General features: G+C 61.6%; 24 protein-coding genes. 11 read left to right on the top strand and 13 right to left on the bottom strand.

The features are described 5' to 3' along the window. Nucleotides 1-13 precede the first annotated feature (13 nt). Entirely contained in the window at nt 14-934 is a 921-nt protein-coding gene (aztC, locus tag AC0L26_RS05305) for a zinc ABC transporter substrate-binding protein AztC (protein ID WP_473631618.1), read from the top strand. Nucleotides 935-1,076: 142 nt separating this feature from the next. Continuing rightward, nucleotides 1,077-1,415: a protein tyrosine phosphatase family protein gene (locus tag AC0L26_RS05300; protein ID WP_473631617.1), complete on the top strand. Its 339-nt coding sequence runs from the start codon at nt 1,077-1,079 to the stop codon at nt 1,413-1,415. On the opposite strand, the gene AC0L26_RS05295 is transcribed toward AC0L26_RS05300, so the two are convergent. Then, nucleotides 1,412-1,879: an Lrp/AsnC family transcriptional regulator gene (locus AC0L26_RS05295; protein WP_473631616.1), complete on the bottom strand. Its 468-nt coding sequence runs from the start codon at nt 1,877-1,879 to the stop codon at nt 1,412-1,414. The two genes, AC0L26_RS05300 and AC0L26_RS05295, sit on opposite strands and share 4 nt — an antisense overlap. A 139-nt stretch (nt 1,880-2,018) precedes the next feature. Here AC0L26_RS05295 and hppD point away from each other — a divergent pair, with 139 nt between their 5' ends. The 3 genes from hppD to AC0L26_RS05280 all read left to right on the top strand — a co-directional run bounded on the left by hppD (nt 2,019) and on the right by AC0L26_RS05280 (nt 3,802). After that, the gene (hppD, locus tag AC0L26_RS05290; RefSeq protein WP_473631615.1) at nt 2,019-3,134 is read left to right on the top strand and encodes a 4-hydroxyphenylpyruvate dioxygenase; all 1,116 of its coding nucleotides are present in this window, start codon (nt 2,019-2,021) and stop codon (nt 3,132-3,134) included. A 69-nt stretch (nt 3,135-3,203) separates the two neighbouring features. After that, a complete protein-coding gene (locus AC0L26_RS05285) occupies nt 3,204-3,431 on the top strand; it encodes a type II toxin-antitoxin system Phd/YefM family antitoxin (RefSeq protein WP_095485689.1) in 228 nt (75 codons plus the stop codon). After that, the gene (locus AC0L26_RS05280; RefSeq protein WP_095485688.1) at nt 3,428-3,802 is read left to right on the top strand and encodes a type II toxin-antitoxin system VapC family toxin; all 375 of its coding nucleotides are present in this window, start codon (nt 3,428-3,430) and stop codon (nt 3,800-3,802) included. The genes AC0L26_RS05285 and AC0L26_RS05280 overlap by 4 nt, the downstream gene beginning before the upstream one ends. On the opposite strand, the gene AC0L26_RS05275 is transcribed toward AC0L26_RS05280, so the two are convergent. From AC0L26_RS05275 to hmgA, 5 genes are read right to left on the bottom strand one after another with little or no spacing between them, the layout of a single operon-like run. Continuing rightward, nucleotides 3,803-4,342, bottom strand: a complete 540-nt coding sequence (locus tag AC0L26_RS05275; RefSeq protein ID WP_473631614.1) for a DinB family protein — start codon at nt 4,340-4,342, stop codon at nt 3,803-3,805. 4 nt (nt 4,343-4,346) lie between these two features. Continuing rightward, complete coding sequence (locus AC0L26_RS05270; RefSeq protein WP_473631613.1) at nt 4,347-4,640, bottom strand: hypothetical protein; 294 nt, start codon at nt 4,638-4,640, stop codon at nt 4,347-4,349. Between the two features lie 4 nt (nt 4,641-4,644). Continuing rightward, the gene (locus tag AC0L26_RS05265; RefSeq protein WP_473631612.1) at nt 4,645-5,658 is read right to left on the bottom strand and encodes a fumarylacetoacetate hydrolase family protein; all 1,014 of its coding nucleotides are present in this window, start codon (nt 5,656-5,658) and stop codon (nt 4,645-4,647) included. Between the two features lie 47 nt (nt 5,659-5,705). Beyond that, nucleotides 5,706-6,614 carry an MBL fold metallo-hydrolase gene (locus tag AC0L26_RS05260; RefSeq protein WP_473631611.1) on the bottom strand — a complete coding sequence of 303 codons (909 nt, stop codon included), beginning with the start codon at nt 6,612-6,614 and terminating at the stop codon, nt 5,706-5,708. Next, nucleotides 6,611-7,924, bottom strand: a complete 1,314-nt coding sequence (hmgA, locus tag AC0L26_RS05255) for a homogentisate 1,2-dioxygenase (RefSeq protein ID WP_473631610.1) — start codon at nt 7,922-7,924, stop codon at nt 6,611-6,613. The genes AC0L26_RS05260 and hmgA overlap by 4 nt, the downstream gene beginning before the upstream one ends. Nucleotides 7,925-8,012: 88 nt before the next feature. Here hmgA and AC0L26_RS05250 point away from each other — a divergent pair, with 88 nt between their 5' ends. Further along, nucleotides 8,013-8,471, top strand: a complete 459-nt coding sequence (locus tag AC0L26_RS05250; RefSeq protein ID WP_473631609.1) for a MarR family winged helix-turn-helix transcriptional regulator — start codon at nt 8,013-8,015, stop codon at nt 8,469-8,471. On the opposite strand, the gene AC0L26_RS05245 is transcribed toward AC0L26_RS05250, so the two are convergent. The 3 genes from AC0L26_RS05245 to AC0L26_RS05235 form a co-directional block, all read right to left on the bottom strand. Next, a complete protein-coding gene (locus AC0L26_RS05245) occupies nt 8,468-8,896 on the bottom strand; it encodes a hypothetical protein (RefSeq protein ID WP_473631608.1) in 429 nt (142 codons plus the stop codon). The genes AC0L26_RS05250 and AC0L26_RS05245 overlap by 4 nt on opposite strands. Then, nucleotides 8,890-9,924, bottom strand: coding sequence for an L-threonine 3-dehydrogenase (gene tdh / locus AC0L26_RS05240; protein WP_292399008.1), 1,035 nt, complete (start codon nt 9,922-9,924; stop codon nt 8,890-8,892). The genes AC0L26_RS05245 and tdh overlap by 7 nt, the downstream gene beginning before the upstream one ends. 66 nt (nt 9,925-9,990) lie before the next feature. Then, complete coding sequence (locus AC0L26_RS05235) at nt 9,991-11,178, bottom strand: glycine C-acetyltransferase (RefSeq protein WP_473631607.1); 1,188 nt, start codon at nt 11,176-11,178, stop codon at nt 9,991-9,993. A 278-nt stretch (nt 11,179-11,456) separates the two neighbouring features. Here AC0L26_RS05235 and AC0L26_RS05230 point away from each other — a divergent pair, with 278 nt between their 5' ends. The 3 genes from AC0L26_RS05230 (at nt 11,457) to AC0L26_RS05220 (ending at nt 14,338) form a co-directional block, all read left to right on the top strand. Beyond that, a complete protein-coding gene (locus AC0L26_RS05230; protein WP_473631606.1) occupies nt 11,457-13,529 on the top strand; it encodes a putative bifunctional diguanylate cyclase/phosphodiesterase in 2,073 nt (690 codons plus the stop codon). A gap of 72 nt (nt 13,530-13,601) precedes the next feature. Next, nucleotides 13,602-13,835, top strand: a complete 234-nt coding sequence (locus AC0L26_RS05225) for a polysaccharide deacetylase family protein (RefSeq protein WP_473631605.1) — start codon at nt 13,602-13,604, stop codon at nt 13,833-13,835. Next, nucleotides 13,823-14,338: a polysaccharide deacetylase family protein gene (locus AC0L26_RS05220; protein WP_473631604.1), complete on the top strand. Its 516-nt coding sequence runs from the start codon at nt 13,823-13,825 to the stop codon at nt 14,336-14,338. Before AC0L26_RS05225 ends, AC0L26_RS05220 begins: the two co-directional genes overlap by 13 nt. A 29-nt stretch (nt 14,339-14,367) precedes the next feature. On the opposite strand, the gene AC0L26_RS05215 is transcribed toward AC0L26_RS05220, so the two are convergent. Next, a complete protein-coding gene (locus AC0L26_RS05215) occupies nt 14,368-14,766 on the bottom strand; it encodes a MarR family winged helix-turn-helix transcriptional regulator (protein ID WP_473631603.1) in 399 nt (132 codons plus the stop codon). Nucleotides 14,767-14,912: 146 nt separating this feature from the next. Here AC0L26_RS05215 and AC0L26_RS05210 point away from each other — a divergent pair, with 146 nt between their 5' ends. Further along, nucleotides 14,913-15,320, top strand: a complete 408-nt coding sequence (locus tag AC0L26_RS05210) for a hypothetical protein (RefSeq protein ID WP_473631602.1) — start codon at nt 14,913-14,915, stop codon at nt 15,318-15,320. 141 nt (nt 15,321-15,461) lie between these two features. Here the strand turns inward: AC0L26_RS05210 and AC0L26_RS05205 are convergent, their stop codons facing one another. Then, entirely contained in the window at nt 15,462-17,507 is a 2,046-nt protein-coding gene (locus AC0L26_RS05205; protein WP_473631601.1) for an oxidoreductase, read from the bottom strand. 59 nt (nt 17,508-17,566) lie between these two features. Here AC0L26_RS05205 and queF point away from each other — a divergent pair, with 59 nt between their 5' ends. Further along, nucleotides 17,567-18,028 carry a preQ(1) synthase gene (gene queF / locus AC0L26_RS05200; protein WP_473631600.1) on the top strand — a complete coding sequence of 154 codons (462 nt, stop codon included), beginning with the start codon at nt 17,567-17,569 and terminating at the stop codon, nt 18,026-18,028. Nucleotides 18,029-18,048: 20 nt separating this feature from the next. Here queF and AC0L26_RS05195 read toward each other — a convergent pair whose 3' ends face one another. After that, on the bottom strand, nt 18,049-18,624 hold the full coding sequence (locus AC0L26_RS05195) for a hypothetical protein (RefSeq protein ID WP_473631599.1): 576 nt from the start codon (nt 18,622-18,624) through the stop codon (nt 18,049-18,051). 4 nt (nt 18,625-18,628) lie between these two features. Next, entirely contained in the window at nt 18,629-19,105 is a 477-nt protein-coding gene (locus AC0L26_RS05190; protein ID WP_473631598.1) for a DUF3828 domain-containing protein, read from the bottom strand. Nucleotides 19,106-19,361 lie beyond the last annotated feature (256 nt).

The following is a 19,361-nucleotide window of genomic DNA, read 5'->3' as shown; positions in this document are numbered from 1 at the left end:
AGGAGACTTGTCCATGCTGAAGTCGATCCGCGCCGCCTTGGCAATGAGCGTTATAACATTAACTGCCTTTAGCGCGTCGTCGGCCCTCGCGGAGCCGTTGAAAGTGGTCGCCAGCTTCACGATCATTGCCGATTTCGCCAAAAATGTCGGCGGCGATCGCATCAATCTGACCACTATCGTCGGGCCGGATGGCGATGCCCATGTCTACGAGCCGAGCCCGGCGGACGCGGTGGCCATGGCGGGTGCGAATGTGGTGCTGGTCAACGGCTTGCATTTCGAAGGCTTTCTGCAGCGCCTTGTCGACGCCAGCGCCACCAAGGCGACAATCGCCGTTCTGACCAAGGACGTCACGCCGATCAACTTCAAACCCGAATTCGCCGACACCGATGCCGCCGAAGGCGAAGACACCGATCCACATGCCTTCCAGTCGATCGCCAATGCCAAGATCTATGTGAAGAACATCGCCGACGCCTTCTGCACCGCCGACGCCGCGGGTTGCGACAGCTACAAGGCCAATGCCACGGCCTACACGGCGAAGCTCGATGCGGTCGAAGGCGAAGTGAAGGCGGCGATCCAGTCGATACCGGAAGAGAAACGCGTCGTCATCACCTCGCATGATGCCTTCGGCTATTTCGAGAAGGCCTATGGCCTCACCTTCCTGGCCCCCGAAGGGGTGTCGACGGAGTCGGAGCCGTCCGCTGCCGACGTCGCCAAGCTGGTCAGCCAGGTGAAGCAGGACAAGGCGGCGGCAGTCTTCATCGAGAACATCACCAATGCGCGGCTGATCGAGCAGATCGCCAGCGAGACGGGCATCAAGGTGGGCGGTACGCTCTATTCGGACGCGCTGTCGCAGCCCGACGGCCCGGCCTCGACCTATATCGCCCTGATGCACAACAACATCGCCCAGATCAAAGGCGCGATCCTCGGAAGCTGAGTCTATTCGACTGGGGCATTGCCGCCCCGGTTGGATTTTCCGGCTCGCAATATTTATTTGGCAGAGAATTCCCCCGATGCGGATTGCCGGCTTCGTCGGGGAGTGGCAAGACTGCCGCCAACAAGATTGCGAGGACAAGACCATGGAATATCGTGAGATTAGCGAGGACTATTCGGTCTCGGGCCAGATCCAGCCCGCCGACGTCGCTGCCATCAAGGCCGCCGGCTTCAAGAGCGTCATCTGCAACAGACCGGATGAAGAGCAGCCCGGCCAGCCTTCGGCCGACACGGTCAAAGCGGCGGTTGAAGCCGCCGGGCTCGCTTTCCGTTACATCCCGGTCGTCAGCGGCCAGATCACGGCCGAGAATGTCGAGGACCAGGCCGAGGCGCTCGATGAGCTCGAAGGCCCGATCTTCGCCTATTGCCGTTCCGGCGCCCGCTGCACCAATCTTTATGGGCTGATCCAACAGTCGAAGGGCTAAATCGGCAGCGCGCCGGTTTCCTTCAGCGTTTCGAGCACGATCGCCGTCTTCACATGCTGCACGGATTCGTGCGGCAGGAGTACGCCGTTGACGAACTCCGACAGCGATTTCAGGTCGGGCGTCACCACCTTCAGGATGTAGTCCATCTCGCCGGTCAGCGCATGCGCCTCCTGCACTTCCGGCAGCCGCGCCACCAATTCGCCGAAGCGCTGCGCATTGTCGCGGTTGTGGGTGGCAAGCGTCACCGAGATGACGTTGACCAGCGAGAAGCCGAGCTTGTCGCGGTCGAGTACAGCCCTGTAGCCTCTGATATAGCCGTCCTCCTCCAGCCTCTGGCGGCGGCGCGAACATTGCGACGCCGACAGGTTCACCCGTTCCGACAGATCGTTGTTGGTTAGCCGCGCGTCGCCCTGCAATAGAGCCATTATCTTGCGGTCAAACCGATCAACGCGCGTGTCATCCATGAATTCTCCTTCTGCCATGCACAACTCCCGCATGATCTGATCATTTCAAGCGTTTGAATGCAAGCACCATGCGCCCGCTCCGCGCTATGATCGGGTTGAAGTGGCCTTATTGGCCACACCAGCTTTGGAGGACAATGCCATGGGCCCCTTCCCGCACGATGCTCCGCCCGCGAAGATCAGCAAAGCCAACCCCGCCGGCACCGACGGCTTCGAATTAGTCGAGTTCGCGCATCCCGAGCCGGAAAAGCTGGCCGAGCTTTTCAACCGTATGGGCTATGTCGCGGTTGCGAAACACCGCACGAAGAACATCACCGTCTGGCGGCAGGGCGACATCAACTATGTCGTCAATGCCGAGCCCGGCTCGCATGCGATGAAATTCGTCGACAAGCATGGGCCTTGCGCAGCCTCGATGGCCTGGCGAGTGGTCGACGCCAAGCATGCCTTCGATCATGCCGTTGCCAAGGGCGCCACGCCCTATGAAGGCGCGGACAAGGCGCTCGATGTGCCAGCAATCGTCGGCATCGGCGGGTCGCTGCTTTATTTCATCGAGGTCTACGGCGAAAAAGGCTCGGCCTATGATGCCGAGTTCGACTGGCTGGGGACACGCGACCCGAAGCCGAAAGGCGTCGGCTTCTATTATCTCGACCACCTCACCCACAATGTCTACCGCGGCCAGATGGACAAATGGTGGGACTTCTATCGCGACCTGTTCGGCTTCAAGCAAATCCATTTCTTCGACATCGACGGCAAGATCACCGGCCTGGTCAGCCGCGCCATTACCTCGCCCTGCGGCAAGATCCGCATTCCGCTGAACGAGTCCAAGGACGACACCAGCCAGATCGCCGAATATCTGAAGAAGTACAATGGCGAAGGCATCCAGCACATCGCTGTCGGCACGGACGAGATCTACGGCGCCACCGACAGACTGGCCGCCAACGGGCTGAAATTCATGCCGGGTCCGCCCGAGACCTATTACGACATGTCCCTTGACAGGGTGAGCGGCCATGACGAGCCGATCCACCGGATGAAGAGGCACGGCATACTGATCGACGGCGAAGGCGTCGTCGACGGCGGCACGACCAAGATTCTGCTGCAGATTTTTTCAAAAACCGTAATCGGACCGATCTTCTTCGAGTTCATCCAGAGGAAGGGCGACGAAGGCTTTGGCGAGGGCAATTTCCGCGCATTGTTCGAATCGATCGAGCAGGACCAGATCAAGCGCGGGGTGCTGAAGGTGGACGGCAAGGCGGCGTAGCCAGTTCGGCCGAGGTGCCTTGTGGTTTGATCAGTTATGACCTAAATTCTGGTCATAAGAGGTCTGACCATGAATGTTCCGATGGCAAAAGCAAAGGCCCAACTCTCCGAGTTGGTGAAACGTGCCCAGGCCGGCGAAGAGATCCATCTGACGCGGCATGGGGAGGTGGTGGCGACCTTGAGCGCGCCCGCCCGGGCTGGCGGGAGCAAGGGCCTTTTTGGGGCCCTGAAAGGCCAAATTCGGATATCGGATGATTTTGATGAACTCGGTCCCGAATGGGACGAGTACACTAAATGAGCCACCAATATCTGGTGGATACTCATATTCTGCTTTGGGTACTCAACGCAGACTCACGCCTTTCGGACCACCATCGCGACATCTTTCTTGCGGGCGAGGATGTGGTCGTCAGCGCCGTCTCGGTAGCAGAGATCGCCATCAAGAAATCGCTCGGCAAAGTCACGCTCACAGGCAACATAGTGGAGATCTTGCGGTCGAACGGCATTCCGATCCTCAGTGTGAATGAACTACACGCGGCGAGGCTTGAGCATTTGCCGCTCCATCACCGCGATCCTTTCGACCGTCTGCTCATCGCACAGGCTCAAATTGAAGGCCTGACGTTGGTCACTGCGGATCGGCATTTTTCAGCCTATGACGTTGCGTTGGTTTGATCATTCCAGATTCAGCCTCTCGACCTCTGCTTTCCGCAGCTTCAGGTCATAGTCGAGGAAGAACTCGTCGAGTTGCGGCGGCTTCACCGACGTGCCGGACAGCATTGCGTGCACTTGGCCGCGATGATGGATGTCGTGGATGAATAGATGGGCGAGCAGATCGCCGATGCGCTCTGGTATCATGCCGTCCTCGCGCCGGTCGGTTATGACGCGGCGATCGAGATCGTCGGCCGACAGACGGTCGCAAAAGACGACCAGCCGCCGGTCGGCCGCCGCCCGCTTGCCAAAGAGCGCGTCAGCTTCGTCGAAGAACAAGAACTCATCATAGGCCGCGGCGCCAACGCCGCCCTCTTCGAGAAAATCGAGATAGAGATGATCGACCGCCAGGATGTGGTTGAGCGTTGCCTTGATCGACGGGAAGAAGCTGGTTCGCTCGGCTTCGAATTCACCGGGCTGAAGCTGCAACACAGCACGATAGAGCCGGTCGTTCGACCAGAGATTGTTGCACGCCATGCGACGGAGATGGTCTAGCAGGTCCATGGCTTCACTCCGCTGACTGGACCAAAGACACGCCCGCCCACAGAAGCGCAAATCCGGCGAGAACGATCAGCAGAAGCCGGTTCATGCGCCGCCGCATGGCTTGCGTTTCCTGATCCCGCGCGACGTTCATGTTGGTGACGGTGTGGAACATCATCGCGTTGCGCGGAAAGCCGCTGCGGTTGGTCAGGTCGGGAGAGCGTGCTTCGATACGATAGCTCAGCCGGATCGCCTGGATGAAGATCGCCAGCATGACAAGGGCCCAGACGCCGCACAGCAAATAGAAAGACGTGCCTGTCATTGTCCTAGCTTTCGTATTTCTCGACCCTCTGCTCGATGGCGCCGAAGATCGAATGTCCGGCCTTGTCCTTCATCTCGATGCGCACAGTGTCGCCAAAGCGCAGGAATGGCGTGTTCGGCGCGCCCGCCTCGATCGTCTCGATCATGCGCAATTCGGCAATGCAGGAATAGCCGGCGCCGCCCGCCGAGACAGGCTTGCCCGGGCCGCCGTCGAGCTTGTTGGAGACCGTGCCCGAACCGATGATGGTGCCGGCGGCCAGCGGCCGCGTTTTCGCGGCATGTGCGACCAGCGCCGGAAAATCGAAGGTTATATCCACGCCGGCGTTCGCCCGGCCAAACGGCTTGCCGTTGAGATCGACCAGCAGCGGCAGGCTGACCTTGCCGCCATCCCAGGCATCGCCCAACTCGTCCGGCGTCACCGCGACGGGCGAAAAAGCCGAGGATGGTTTCGACTGGAAGAAGCCAAAGCCCTTGGCAAGCTCTGGCACGGTCAGGGAGCGCAGCGTGACGTCATTGACCAGCATGACCAGCCGGATCGCGGCCCGCGTCTCATCCAGGCTTGCTCCCATCGGAACATCATCGATAACGACAGCAACCTCCCCTTCCATGTCGACGCCAAAAGCCTCGTCGGCCGCCCGGATCGGATCACGCGGCGCGATGAAACTGTCCGAACCACCCTGATAAATCAGCGGATCGGTCCAGAAGCTTGCCGGCATCTCGGCGCCCCGCGCCTTCCGCACCAAATCGACATGGTTCACATAGGCCGAGCCGTCCGCCCATTGATAGGCGCGCGGCAGCGGCGAATGGGCGTCGTGCTCGTGAAAGCGTGCTGACGGCACCGCATTGTTCTCCAGCGATTCCGCCATGGCAGCCAAATGCGGCGCTATCCGGCCCCAGTCGTCGAGCGCCGCCTGCAGCGTCGGCACCAGAAACGAGGCATCGGTGAACCGCGTCAGGTCGCGCGAGACGACGACCAACTTTCCGTCACGCGTCCCGTCCTTCATTGTGGCAAGCTTCATGCGGTTTCCTCTCCTGATGCGGCTTTGGTGCCGCTTTGAATTTTGTTTTACGCATGATCTCTTCCGAAAACCGGTTCCCACTTTTCGGGATCATGCTCCAGCCCCACAACAAGGCCGTCGCGGGCGATCGTCAAGTCGCCGGCCCATGTTTTCCTGACGGCGGCGATCCAGTCGGCTTCGCCGAACTCGGGATCGTCGGCCGGAATGAGGTGGTTGAGCACCAGTCTTCCGACCCCGGCATCAGTGGCGATACGGCCGGCATCTGCGGCAAACGAGTGGCTAGCGAGCAAATGTTCCCTTAGACGCGCGCCGTTGCCGGTCCGAGCAACCAACCGCTCGATGCCTCCTTCCAGCATGGCTTCGTGGACGAGGATGTCCGCGCCTTTGGCAAAATCGGCCAATGGCGGAAAATATGCCGTATCGGCTGAGAACACGACGCTTTTTGCACCATGTTCGAAGCGCAGCGCAAAGCAGTCGGTCACCGGCGGATGATCGACGCGCAGCGCTGAAACCTTCAGGCCGCGCTCCTCCACCACCCGGCCTTGGCCGAATTCGACGATCGAAACCATGTCTGCGATATCCGGCCGGCCTTCGTCGGTGATGCGGATCTCGATGTCGAACTCCATCGCCTGGCAAAAGCGCTGCCAGTAATGGCCGGTGCCGGGCGGGCCGAACACAGCGACCGGTGTCGCCAGACCCGCCGTCCAGGCGGTGTGGATCAGCGGCCCGAGTTCCAGCACATGGTCGGAATGCAGATGCGTAACGAAGACCAGGTCGAGCGCCTTGAGGCTAATGCCGGCGTCGGCCAGCCCGCGCGTCACGCCAAGCCCGCAATCGACGACGATGTTGCGGCCGCCGATCTCCAGCAGCGACGAACTCGGCCACGGCCCGCCCGGCCGGAGCGCCGGGCCACCCTTCGAGCCCAGAAGCACCAGCCGCGTTGGATCAGCGCTCAAGACCAGTCGCCCTCGGGCGTGCCGTTGAAACGCTTCTTCAGATCGGCCCAGCAGTCGATGTAGTTATCCTGCCGGGTTTCAACCTCGGCGGCGTAGCGGGTCAGCATCTGCGGGAATCGCGTCTCGAACATGAAGGCCATGGTGTTGTCGAGCTTGACCGGTTTCAGTTCGGCGCGCGAGGCCTTTTCGAAGCCAGACGCATCAGGCCCGTGGGCCAGCATCAGATTGTGCAGGCTGATGCCGCCGGGAACGAAGCCCTCTTCCTTGGCATCGTACTGGCCGTGGATCAGGCCCATGAACTCGCTCATGATGTTGCGGTGATACCAGGGCGGGCGGAAGGTGTTCTCGGCCACCAGCCAGCGCGGCGGGAAGATGACGAAGTCGATATTAGCGGTGCCCTCCTCGCCGCTCGGCGCTGTCAGCACCGTGAAGATCGACGGATCGGGATGGTCGAACAACAGTGCGCCGACCGGCGAAAAGGTCGCAAGATCATATTTGTAGGGCGAATAATTGCCGTGCCACGCCACCACATCCAGCGGCGAATGATCAAGTTCGGTCACGTGGAACTGCCCGCACCATTTCACGATCAGCCGGCACGGCGTCTCCTTGTCCTCGAACCAGGCGCAAGGCGTCTTGAAATCGCGCGGGTTGGCCAGGCAATTGGCGCCGATCGGGCCACGATCCGGCAGCGTCAGCTTGGCGCCGTAATTCTCGCAGACATAGCCGCGCACTGTTTCATCGACCAGCTCGACCTTGAACACGAGGCCGCGCGGCAGCACCGCGATCTCGCCCGGCCTGAGTTCGATGACGCCCATCTCGGTGACGAAGCGCAGGCTGCCGACCTGCGGCACGACAAGCAACTCGCCATCGGCGTTGAAGAAATGGTCGTCGACCATCGAACGGTTGGCGACATAGACATGGGCGGCCATGCCGGTCTGGCCGAGCACGTCGCCGGCGGTGGTGATCGAGCGTATGCCGGCGATGAAGTCGGTCGGCTCCTTCGGCATCGGCACCGGATTCCAGCGATACTGGCCGAGCGCCAACTCGTGATCGCCGAGATTGGGCGCGCTTTTCCACAGGGGGTAACTTGCTGGTTTGAAGCGACCGGTGTGCCTGACGCTCGGCCTGATGCGATAGAGCCAGGAACGCTCATTGGTGCCGCGCGGCGCGGTGAAGGGCGAGCCCGAAAGCTGCTCGGCATAGAGGCCGTAGGCCGGCCGCTGCGGCGAGTTCCGGCCTTGCGGTAGCGAGCCAGGCAAGGTTTCGGTCTCGAAGTCGTTGCCGAACCCCGGCATGTAGGAAAAGGCCATGGCATCCTCCTTGGATTGACCAAATTGGTTTCATTTGTAACCATCGAAGATGTAACTATCAATCTTCCGATTTGCCCGGATGCGCACAATGGACATTCTCGAGCTCGAAAGCTTCCTGCCTTACCGGCTCTATCGTCTCGCCGATGCCGTCAGTCGCGAATTCTCGCGAGTCTACAAGGACCGTCACGGCCTCACGCGCCCGGAGTGGCGCACGCTGGCCGGTCTCGGCCAGCACGGCACGATGACCGCGACGGAGCTCGGCAAGCAATCGGCCATGCACAAGACGAAGGTTTCTCGAGCCGTGGCGGAGCTGGAGAGGCGTCGGTGGCTGATCCGAACTCCGGATAAAAATGACCGCCGCCTCGAACATCTGACCCTGACAAGAGCAGGCCTTGCCGCCTATGGCGAGATGGTGCCGCTCGCAAAAGCGTTCGAGCGGGAATTGTTGGAGAAACTGAGCAACGTCGAACGGGCGGCAATCAAAACAGCGTTGGCCGCACTGGATGCTCGCTTGGGGAGTAAGTCGCCCCCTGAACAAAAAGGCTAGTCGATGCTTGGCAATTGTCGAGTAAGCGACCAGTCTTCAGCAATGACTTCGATGGCGTCGTCGCGAAAATAGAACAGGAATTGTCGCGATGTGGGTCCGTCTGGCGACAGAACTTCCCAGTCGTCTTCGCCGATTGGCCGGCTATCGCCGATCACCTCGTAGAACTCGCCCCATTTTGGAGCTTGCTTGCCGTAAAGGCCCTTACCTGCGAACCAGGCGTGATCGTTAGTGGAGTCCCATCGCCAACGGCTGCAACCGATGAAACGAAGGGTTCCTGTTTCTCCCTTGCTCGCGTCATAGGCCCAGGAATTCAAGAGAAATGTAAGCTGAACCGTGTCGCCCTCAACCGTCAGTTCCACATCGGGAGCGTTCGGCTCAGCGTTCCAGTGTGGGTTCAGGTGGCGGAAGGATAGCTGGCCTACCAATCCATCACCACCTTGCCGGAATTGCCGCTCTTCATCGCCTCGAAGCCGGAAATATAGTCGTCAATGCCGATGCGGTGGGTAATCAGGCCGCTGACATCGAGCGGACCCTGCACCAGCGCGATCATCTTGTACCAGGTCTCGAACATCTCGCGGCCGTAGATGCCCTTCAAGTGCAGCATCTTGAAGATGACCTTGTTCCAGTCGATCTCGAAGCCGGTCGGCGCGATGCCGAGGATGGCGATCTTGCCGCCATTGTTCATGGTGTCGATCATGTCGCGGAAGGCGGGCGCCGCACCCGACATTTCGAGGCCGACGTCAAAACCTTCAGTCATGCCGAGCGCCGGCATGATATCGCGCAGCTTTTCCTTCGACGCGTCGACCACATGCTGGACGCCGAGTTTTTTCGCCAGCGCCAATCGCACGGGGTTGATGTCGGTGATGACCACTTTTCGCGCGCCGACACACTGCGCCACCAGCGCACCCATGATGCCGATCGGCCCGGCGCCGGTGACCAGCACGTCCTCGCCGACGAGATCGAAGGACAATGCGGTGTGCACCGCATTGCCTAAGGGATCGAAGATCGCGGCGATCTCGTCGGGCACATCGTCGGGGATCGGCACGACATTGTGCTGCGGGATCGCCAGATATTCGCCGAAGGCGCCCGGCCGGTTGACGCCGACGCCGAGCGTGTTGCGGCACAGATGCCCCCTGCCTGCCCGGCAATTGCGGCAATGGCCACAGACGATATGGCCTTCACCCGAAACGCGCTGGCCGACCTTGTACTCGGTTACCGCCGCACCGAAATCGGCGACCGTGCCAACAAACTCGTGGCCGGTCACCATCGGCACCGGCACGGTCTTCTGCGCCCACTGGTCCCAATTGTAGATGTGGACGTCGGTACCGCAGATCGCGGTCTTCTTGATCTTGATCAGAACGTCGTTCGGGCCGATTTCCGGCACCGGCACTTCTTCCATCCAGATGCCCGGCTCGGCCTTGGCTTTGACCAGCGCCTTCATCATGTTCGACATGCTTTTGTCCCCAGAACCTTAGTCGCTTGCATCTCTTGATCCGGAATCGCTTTTCGGTTCCGGCCGTCAGGAAATCACACCGAGTTCGCGCCCGACCGCACCGAACGCCTCAACCGCACGGTCGATGTCGGCACTGGAATGGGCGGCCGACATTTGCGTGCGGATCCGCGCTTGGCCCTTCGGCACCACCGGAAACGAGAAGCCGATGACGTAGATGCCGCGCTTCAGCATGCGCGCTGCCATCTCCTGCGCCAGCGTCGCGTCGCCCAGCATGACCGGGATGATCGGATGGTCGGCGCCGGCAAGCGTGAAGCCGAGCTTACCCATTTCAGACCGGAAGCGCGCCGCATTGGCATATAGGCGCTGACGCAGCGCATCGCCATTGCCGATCAGTTCGAAGACCCGGATCGAGGCGCCGGCGATGGCCGGCATAAGCGTGTTGGAAAACAGATAGGGCCGCGAGCGCTGGCGCAGCCAGTCGACCACCTGGCTCCTGCCCGATGTGTAGCCGCCCGACGCGCCGCCCAATGCCTTGCCGAGCGTGCCGGTGATGATATCCACCCTGCCTTCGACGCCGCAATGCTCGGCCGAGCCGCGGCCGTTCTTGCCGACGAAGCCGACCGCATGGCTGTCGTCGACCATAACCATCGCATCGTACTTTTCGGCGAGATCGCAGACGCCCTTCAGATTGGCGATGATGCCATCCATGGAAAACACGCCATCGGTGGCGATCAGCCGGAAACGGCAATCCATTGCCTCCTTCAGCCGCGCCTCCAGATCGGCCATGTCGTTGTTGGCGTAGCGGAAGCGTTTTGCTTTCGACAGCCGCACGCCGTCGATGATCGAAGCGTGGTTCAGCGCGTCGGAGATGACCGCATCCTCCTCGCCGAGCAGCGTCTCGAACAGGCCGCCATTGGCATCGAAGCAGGAGCCATAGAGGATCGTGTCCTCCATGCCGAGAAAGCCAGAAATCGTCGCCTCGAGCTGCTTGTGCTCTTCCTGCGTGCCGCAGATGAAACGCACCGACGCCATGCCATAACCATAGCGGTCAAGCGCCTGCTTGGCCGCGTCGCGCAACTCGGCGCTGTCGGCGAGGCCGAGATAGTTGTTGGCGCAGAAATTCAGCACCTTCTCGCCGCCCACTTCAATCTCGGCCGACTGCGTCGAGGTGATCACCCGCTCGGATTTGAAGAGGCCGGCCGATTTCAGCCCCTGAAGCTCGCTGTCGATGTGGGAGAGGAATGCCGCGCTCATGATCAGGCCCTGTTGAGATTGAATGGACTGTCGCCCCGCGCGGGCGAAAAATCCACCGCAAAAGCGACCGCTTTGGTGGCGCGAAGGCCAGTACCCCGAATGGCGTCAATGGCTGATGTTCAAATGCGGGCGCGCCGCGAAAGAACGCGATAACCATTTCGCGAGCTTTTCCACCGCTGCCGCTGTCGCCGGTCTGTCGACTTCCAGAGCTGTTAACACTTTCAAGCCAATGGTTCTCACACCTAACAATCTGTCGGCGAGAGGGACCGCCCCAGAAAATGTCGCAGCAGCCGGTGCAAACCATTTCGGGCAGGCTCGTACTGTTGATCAGGGCGGGCTATTGGCTGGCGCTGCTGATCATTGCAGCCATGGTGATTGCCTCTTTCGTCCTTCTCCAGCAGATGATGGCTGCCCAGCGGCACGACGATGCGCTGCTCGACGTCGTCGGCACGCAAAAGGCGCTGTCGCAACGCATTGTCTTCCTTGCCAACGCGGCAGGTGCTGCTTCGCGTGACCAGCAACCGGCTCTGGTCACCGCATTCAAACAGGCAACGGCGGAGTTCGAGAGGAACTACGATCTCCTGCTCGAGCGAGTCGTCGCCCACCCGGCGTCGCCGGCAAGGTTCGACCCAAAATCGATCGAGAGCGTACTTTTCGCCAAGCCGTTTCATCTCGATTACTTCTCGGTCGGGCTTATTGCCAACGGCGGACGCCTGGTTTCGGCGTTTGAATCGCAACTCGGCATGGCCGATAATGGCGGCTACAAGGGCGGCGGCGAACGCGTCAACCTCGACGCTTCCATCGCCAACGCTACGCTGTCGGGCTATGCGGCACTCGGCCAGCGCATCAGCGCCCACGCCGATGCACGATCGGAAACACTTCTCGATCTCCATCGAACGCTGTTCTACACCACCATCGGCGTCATCGTGCTGGTGGCACTTTTCATCTTCAGGCCGATGTCGAACGCCATTCTGCGCAAAACGCATGAGCTGATCGATGCCCGCAATTCGATGGCCTTCATCGCCGTGCATGACGGCCTTACCGGCTTGCACAACCGCACCTTCCTGACCGACCATTTCGATACGTTGATCAAGGGCGCGCAGCGTCGGCGAGAACGGCTTGCGGCGGTCCAGCTGGACCTCGACCGGTTCAAGCAGATCAACGACACACTCGGCCACGCCGCCGGCGACTATGTGCTGGTGGTGACGGCGCAGCGGATGCGCGATTCTTGCCGGACGTCGGATCTCTGCGTTCGTCTCGGCGGCGACGAATTCGTGATGATTCTCGACGGTGCCGGCGGGACCGAGGATATCAACATGGTTGCCAGGCGCACCCTGAGAAAGGTCAACGAGCCGATCGTCTTTCAGGGCACGACCATCCTTCCGGGCGCCAGTGCCGGCGTCGCCGTCTATCCGGTCGACGCCGACAATGCACAAGATCTGCTCGTCCACGCCGACCTCGCGCTCCACTGCGCCAAGAAGCAGAACGGCGGCAGTCTCTCATTCTTCTCCGAGGAGTTGCGGCAGGAACTCGATTACCGCAAACAGCTCGAGCATGACATCAGGATTGCCATCTCGGAGAAGGCGTTCCAGGTCTATTTCCAGCCGCAGGTTTCATTGTCGAGTGGCACGATCGGCGGGATCGAGGCGCTGGTTCGCTGGAAACACGCCGAGCGCGGCATGATCGCACCGGGCGAGTTCATTCCCCTCGCCGAAAAATGCGGACTCATGGCAGAGATCGGCCGCATCGTCATCGCCAAGGCGATCAGCGCGGCGGCCGAGTGGAACCGCGCCGGCATTGCCTTCGGACGGCTCGCCGTCAACGTGTCCGGCTCCGAACTGCGTGAGCCTGATTTCGATGCGTTCCTCTTCGAGACGTTGGAAAAGGCTGGCCTGCCGCCACAAAGACTTTCGCTCGAAATTGTCGAATCCGTCATTCTAGATGATGAGAAAACCGGCATTGCGGCAAAGCTTCGAAATATCCGCGCCGCCGGCGTGCATCTCGAACTGGATGATTTCGGCACCGGCTACGCATCGCTCAGTCACGTCAACCCGAACGAGATCGACCGGCTGAAGATCGATCGTCGCTTCGTCCAGAATATCAATGAGAACGGCGACAACACCAAGATCGTGCGAGCCATCACCGAACTCGCCCGCGGCCTCGGCATCTCGATCGTCGCCGAGGGCGCAGAAACTGAGGCCGAGCTCGATTCGCTGATGGCGATCGGCTGCGATCAGGTGCAGGGCTATTCCATCGCCTTCCCGATGCCGCAGGACAAGGCACGCGAATGGCTGGTCGCGCGGGCGCCGAGGAAGGCCAGGTTGAGGGTGCTCCAGGGAAGCCTGGCGTAAGGCGCCAAACCTTGACAAGCTTCCTCGGAAATGGCCGCCTGTCGTGATCGGAAACGGATATTCCGGATACTGATGCCGCTTCGCCTTGCCGTGCTGATCGTGCTGTTTTTTGCTTTCCCGGCAGGCGCCGCCGATCGCACCATCTATCTCACCTTCGACGACCGCCCGCTGACCGGCACCAGCAACATTCTCGATGTGCTCGAGGCCGAGCAAGTTCCGGCGACTCTCTTCATGGTTGGCATGCATGCCAGGCGAACGCGCTCAACAAAGCGCTGGTGCAGCGCGCCAAGAGGATGCCGCTGGTAACGATCGGCAACTACAGCTACAGCCACGCATACAACCACTACCGGCACTTCTACGGGGACACCGAAGGGGTCGTCGCCGACATGCTGCGGGCCAACGCGGTGCTGGGGCTGAAACCATCGGTCCATGCACGGCTGCCGGGGCGCGACGTGTTCAGGCTGCTCTCGATGTCGAAGAACGACACTTCACTCGGACTGGCCGAAGAGGGCCGCGAGGACCCCGACTACGAGTTCGTCGCTGCGTCTGGCTTCCATCTCTACGGCTGGGATCATGAATGGGTTCACGAAAACAGCGGCAATCCGGTGCAGACCGTCGATCATCTGGTCAGCGAAATCGATCATTTGTTCGGCTATGGCCGCTTCGTCAAACCGGGCAAGCTGATCCTGCTGATGCATGACGAGATGTTCCAGGACGTGTTCGACGGCAAGGCGAACCTGACGGCCCTGGTCAAGGCGCTGAAGCTGCGCCGCTACACCTTCGGCGCGATCTCCGATCATGACGGCTGAGCACATCAGGTAGATTCGGACTGCGCCACCTAGCCCTCGACATTCGCCCGCAGCGCCGCAAGCACTTCCGCAAACTCCGCCAGCCTGTCGTCGGATAGCCCCTTCCGCAGCCGCTTGTCGAAGGCGAACGCGGCGGTGCGCAGTTTCAGGAACAGCGCCTCGCCGGCTTCGGTCAACTCGACCTGGTGAACCCTGCGATTGACAGGATCGCGGCGCCGGGTCAGCAGGCCTTGCGTCTCCATGGCGTTGAGATGGTGGGTCAGCGTTGCGCCCCGAATGCCGATCATGCCGGCGAGCTCGCGCTGGTTGGCGAGTTCGCGCGACTTGACCGACAGCAGGGTGACCCAGACCGGCAGCGTGCCGCCCGCCTCGACCAAGGCTGCGTCGAAGGCCTGTGCGACAAGCTTTGCGGTCCGAGCGAGATTCATCCCGATTGGCGGGCGGTCAAAGGGCGTCATGATCCGACACTAGAACAAGGCCAAGGCCTATGGAACTGGCTCGACCCACACATTGACATCTAATCATTAGATATCTATCTATATCGCTAGCGGCGGGCAAGAGAGGAAATGCGGTCATGCAATATGTCTACATCATCGTCCTCGGCCTTCACGTCATGGCGGGTGTGTTCTGGGCCGGCACGACCATCGCGGTTGCCCGCGAACCGGAGATTCGGGCGGAACGGTTCTTCCGGCCGCAAATGGGCGCGGCCGGCTTGGTTTTCCTCACCGGCCTGCTGCTCTGGTACTTTTTCCATGAGGGCGTTTTCGGCTCGATGGAGAAGGTGCTGGCGCTGGGCATCGTGACGGCCCTAATTGCCGCCGGCGTCCAGGGCGCGCTGGTCGGCTCTGCCAGCAGGCAGTTGGCCAGCGCTGATGCAGCGACGCAAAACCAGTTGCGCGCGAAGATGACACGAGGCCAACGCATCGCTGGCGGACTGCTGGTCATCACTGTGTTCTGCATGGCCACCGCCAGGATGTTTTGAGCGGCCTGCCGCAATTGACAAGATCTTACGATGTCCGGCCGTCAGCCGGCGGCGTGCGCGGCGCGCAGACCGAACGGACGTGCCTGGTGGCTCTCCGTGCGGACGTTCGGCTGCGCGCCACCAATCGAGCGGTGACGATCGTCAGATCCGGAGGCCGAACCTGATGCCGTCATAGATGGCGGCATGGATATTGCGCGAGGCGACCGCGTCGCCAATGCGGAAGAGCACGAAACCGCCTTGCGGATTGCGCTGGGGAAAAATGTCGCCGCCACTGACCAGCCGCTCGTAATCGACTGCGCCGCCGTTCTTCGACAGCGGTTTCAGTGCGAGATAGAGATCGTTGAGCGGCAGGGTGCCGTGCTCGACCACCACCTGGTCGACCCGCCGCTCGCCACGCCAGCCGTCGGCGAAGTCGGAGGCAAGCTCGGCGACCAGCTGATTGCCCTCGCGCCGCACCGAACGCAGCCGCGTGTTGATGGTGATGGTGACGCCTTTCTCCTGGAAGGCGCGCATATAGGGCACGTGGTTCATGCCGCCCATTTCCGGGGCAAAGAAGCGTTCTGGCGAAACCAGCTCCAGCCTTGCACCGCTGCCCGCGATCAGCTCGGCCGCGCCCATGCCCTGATGGCCGCCATTGTCGTCATAGAGCAGCACGTTTTCGGCAGGCTTGACGCTGCCGGCCATGATATCCCAACTGGAAGTGACGAGGTTATCGCCTGCAACTAGCGGCGGGTTCTGCGGCAGGCCGCCGGTGGCGACCACCACCACGTCTGGCGACAGCGCCAGAACATCGTCCTTCTCCGCCCAGGTGTCGTAGCGGATCTCGACACCGAGCCGGTCCAGTTCGGCCAGCCGCCAGTCGATGATGCCGATCAGCTCCTTGCGGCGCGGGTTTTGCGTCGCCAGCCGTACCTGGCCGCCGGCCTGCCCCGAGGCCTCCAGCACCGTTACCTCGTGCCCACGCTCGGCCGTGACGCGCGCCGCTTCCAGCCCGCCGGCGCCGGCGCCGACGATCACCACCTTGCGCTTCGGGCCCGCGGTCTTGGCGATGATGTGCGGGATCTCGGCCTCGCGGCCGGTCGCCGCATTGTGGACGCACAGCGCCTCGCCGCCCTCATAGATGCGGTCGAGGCAATAGGTGGCGCCGACGCAAGGGCGGATTTCATGCTCGCGACCCTCCATCACTTTCCTCACGATATGCGGGTCGGCGATATGGGCGCGGGTCATGCCGACCATATCGAGTTTTCCCGTGGCGATGGCATGACGTGCGGTAGCGACGTCGGAAATGCGCGCCGCATGGAAGGTCGGGAATTTCGTCGCCGCCCTCACCTCGCCGGCAAAATCAAGATGCGGCGAAGAACGCATACCGGTCACCGGAATGACCTTGGTCAGCGCCGCGTCGCTCTCGATCGAGCCGCGGATGATGTTGAGGAAATCGACCTTGCCGGAGCCGGCCAGCCGCTTGGCGATCTCGACCCCCTCCTCCTTCGAAAGGCCCTTCTCGAAATCCTCGTCGGCGACCATACGGATGCCGACGACGAACTTTTCGCCGACCGCGGCCCGCACCGCATCGAGCACCATGTTGGTGAAGCGCAGGCGGTTGTCGAGCGAGCCACCGAACTCGTCGTCGCGATGGTTGGTGGCCGGCGACCAGAAGCCGTCCATCAGATGGCCGTAGGCCTCGAACTCGATGCCGTCGAGGCCAGCCGCCTGGCAGCGCTGAGCGGCCGAGGCGTAGTCGGTAACGATGCGCTCGATGTCCCAATCCTCGATTGTCTTGGGGAAGGCGCGATGCGCCGGCTCGCGCACCGGTGAGGCCGACAGCACCGGCAGCCAGTCTGCCTTGTTCCAGCCGGTGCGGCGCCCGAGATGGGTGATCTGGATCATGACCTTGCAGTCATACTCGTGGCAGGCATCGGTGAGCTCTTTGAGCCATGGCACGATGCGGTCGTCATAGAGATGCAGATTGCCGAAGGCGGCTGGGCTATCACGCGAGACGATCGCCGAGCCTGCCGTCATGGTCAGCGCCATGCCGCCTTTGGCTTTTTCGGCATGGTAGAGCCGGTATCGCTCTTTCGGCATGCCGTCCTCGGAATAGGCCGGCTCGTGACTGGTCGACATGACCCGGTTCTTCAGCGTCAGATGTTTGAGCTGATAGGGCTGGAGAAGCGGATCGTTGCTGGTCATCGTCTTCCTGCTGTTTCAAATTGTGCTAATGAGCGGCAAAAATTCAAGGAGTTGCCGCGATGACCATCACCAAAAACCTTACCCAGCTCGGCACCAAGGTCGAGACGCCACAGAGCCCCGAAGCGGCAGTCCTGGAAACCGTGCCGTTCGAGCGCGGCGACGGGCCGCCGGCCATCGTTCGCTTCACCTGCCCGGAATTTACCTCGCTCTGCCCGGTCACCGGCCAGCCGGATTTCGCCCATATCGTCATCGACTATGCACCCGACACGCTGCTGGTGGAATCGAAGTCGCTCAAGCTGTTCATGACCTCGTTTCGCAATCATGGCGCCTTCCATGAGGACTGCACCGTCATGATCGGCCGCCGCATTATCGCCGCGACCAAACCACTGTGGCTGCGCATTGGCGGCTATTGGTATCCGCGCGGCGGCATTCCGATCGATGTGTTCTGGCAGACCGGCGCGCCGCCGGAAGGCGCATGGCTCCCCGACACAGGCGTCGCGCCTTATCGCGGAAGGGGTTGAGCGGTCTGATGCGATCGTAGTCATTCGCACTGATATTGGCTCAGCGCCCATTCGCCGGTCACCGACAGAAGGTCCGATATCTTCCAGCCGCCGTCCACCTTCCTGAGCTTCCACTCCAGCCGGTGCGCATTGCCTTCGACGGCGAAGGCGACGACCACCTTGGCCTCATCGCCATTGACCGCTTCGATGGTCTTCAGGCTCTTGTCGATCGCAAGCTTATCGTAATCGGCATTGCCGAGCGCCATGTTGGGATCGAGGCATTCGCCCTGCCCCGATTTTCTGAGCGCATCGCTCTTGTCGAGCACGGTCTTGGCCGGGTCGATGAAATTCTTTCGCTCGGCCGGGTCGAGCTCCAGCCCGAGATGCCCGTAGAACGGTTTTACCACGGCCGTCGGCGACCCCGGCAGTACCGGTGCGGCCGGCGCCGATGTCGCCGGCGGGTTCGCCGAAAATGTATCGGCGGGCGGGTTGCCGGCATCGCCGGAAGGCGCGTTCGGCGGCGGCGCGCCGAACAGATCTTGCGCCAAGGCGCCGCCGTTCAGCCCGGCCGCCGGCATCGAGACCAACGAGAGTGCCAGGACAAGGCGACGAAGCACGACATCACTCCGCCGAACCGAGCATGCACTCCAGCGCGCTGAGCGTCCAGCCGCTGGATTTGGAAGCGATGTCGGCGACCTTCCATTTGCCGTCGACCTTCCTGAGGGACCAGACCATTTCGCGTTTGGAATCGTCGCCTTCCGGGAAGAGATTGAAGGTCACCGTCACCTCGGCGCGTTCGCCATCCACCGCCTCAGACAGCTTGAGCGTCTTGGCGACGGTCTTCTCGTCGTAGTCCTGCGCGTCAAGTCCGGGGGCGAAGTCGATGCAGGGCACTTCATCCGGTCTGTTCTTCTGCGCCTGGTCGTTGAGAGCGAACAGCCTGGTCACCGGCTCGGTGAAGCGGTCGCGGTACTTCGCGTCGGCCTCGAACTTCACTTCGGGCACGTAGAAGAACTTCACGGCATTTGAAGCCGGGCCCGCCAAGGCGGCGCCCGGCACGGCAAGGGAAAAGGCAACGGCCAGCACTATCGGTTTCATCGGGGCGCTCCGGGCGATCGGCGGCGAACTGGCAAGGTCCAGTACCACGCACCCTGCATATCGGCTTTTGTGCGGCTCATGAAGTCCCGGAGCGCCAGCCTGAAGCGCGCAGCCGGACGTCTGAAGGTTTCTGGAGTTCCGCAGTGCGACTGCCGCGACGGTCGTGGCGATGCGGGCCGAGGGGTTCGATCAAGCCGTCGCAAAAGAGTCGGCAACTGCGTTTCAGAAATCGGTGAGACGGGAACGGATCCCTGAC

This window comes from Mesorhizobium sp. WSM4823 (genome assembly GCF_055811195.1).
This window is presented reverse-complemented; position numbering and strand designations above follow the sequence as displayed.

Excerpts from the sequence above, each read along its gene's own strand:
- hmgA (WP_473631610.1), bottom strand. The coding sequence starts at position 7,924 with ATGGCCTTTTCCTACATGCCGGGGTTCGGCAACGACTTCGAGACCGAA.
- hppD (WP_473631615.1), top strand. The coding sequence starts at position 2,019 with ATGGGCCCCTTCCCGCACGATGCTCCGCCCGCGAAGATCAGCAAAGCC.
- AC0L26_RS05190 (WP_473631598.1), bottom strand. The coding sequence starts at position 19,105 with ATGAAACCGATAGTGCTGGCCGTTGCCTTTTCCCTTGCCGTGCCGGGC.
- AC0L26_RS05210 (WP_473631602.1), top strand. The coding sequence starts at position 14,913 with ATGCAATATGTCTACATCATCGTCCTCGGCCTTCACGTCATGGCGGGT.
- AC0L26_RS05230 (WP_473631606.1), top strand. The coding sequence starts at position 11,457 with ATGTCGCAGCAGCCGGTGCAAACCATTTCGGGCAGGCTCGTACTGTTG.
- AC0L26_RS05295 (WP_473631616.1), bottom strand. The coding sequence starts at position 1,879 with ATGGATGACACGCGCGTTGATCGGTTTGACCGCAAGATAATGGCTCTA.
- AC0L26_RS05265 (WP_473631612.1), bottom strand. The coding sequence starts at position 5,658 with ATGAAGCTTGCCACAATGAAGGACGGGACGCGTGACGGAAAGTTGGTC.
- aztC (WP_473631618.1), top strand. The coding sequence starts at position 14 with ATGCTGAAGTCGATCCGCGCCGCCTTGGCAATGAGCGTTATAACATTA.
- AC0L26_RS05205 (WP_473631601.1), bottom strand. The coding sequence starts at position 17,507 with ATGACCAGCAACGATCCGCTTCTCCAGCCCTATCAGCTCAAACATCTG.
- AC0L26_RS05270 (WP_473631613.1), bottom strand. The coding sequence starts at position 4,640 with ATGACAGGCACGTCTTTCTATTTGCTGTGCGGCGTCTGGGCCCTTGTC.
- queF (WP_473631600.1), top strand. The coding sequence starts at position 17,567 with ATGACCATCACCAAAAACCTTACCCAGCTCGGCACCAAGGTCGAGACG.
- tdh (WP_292399008.1), bottom strand. The coding sequence starts at position 9,924 with ATGTCGAACATGATGAAGGCGCTGGTCAAAGCCAAGGCCGAGCCGGGC.
- AC0L26_RS05280 (WP_095485688.1), top strand. The coding sequence starts at position 3,428 with ATGAGCCACCAATATCTGGTGGATACTCATATTCTGCTTTGGGTACTC.
- AC0L26_RS05250 (WP_473631609.1), top strand. The coding sequence starts at position 8,013 with ATGGACATTCTCGAGCTCGAAAGCTTCCTGCCTTACCGGCTCTATCGT.
- AC0L26_RS05235 (WP_473631607.1), bottom strand. The coding sequence starts at position 11,178 with ATGAGCGCGGCATTCCTCTCCCACATCGACAGCGAGCTTCAGGGGCTG.
- AC0L26_RS05215 (WP_473631603.1), bottom strand. The coding sequence starts at position 14,766 with ATGAATCTCGCTCGGACCGCAAAGCTTGTCGCACAGGCCTTCGACGCA.
- AC0L26_RS05220 (WP_473631604.1), top strand. The coding sequence starts at position 13,823 with ATGCCGCTGGTAACGATCGGCAACTACAGCTACAGCCACGCATACAAC.
- AC0L26_RS05300 (WP_473631617.1), top strand. The coding sequence starts at position 1,077 with ATGGAATATCGTGAGATTAGCGAGGACTATTCGGTCTCGGGCCAGATC.
- AC0L26_RS05275 (WP_473631614.1), bottom strand. The coding sequence starts at position 4,342 with ATGGACCTGCTAGACCATCTCCGTCGCATGGCGTGCAACAATCTCTGG.
- AC0L26_RS05225 (WP_473631605.1), top strand. The coding sequence starts at position 13,602 with ATGCCGCTTCGCCTTGCCGTGCTGATCGTGCTGTTTTTTGCTTTCCCG.
- AC0L26_RS05285 (WP_095485689.1), top strand. The coding sequence starts at position 3,204 with ATGAATGTTCCGATGGCAAAAGCAAAGGCCCAACTCTCCGAGTTGGTG.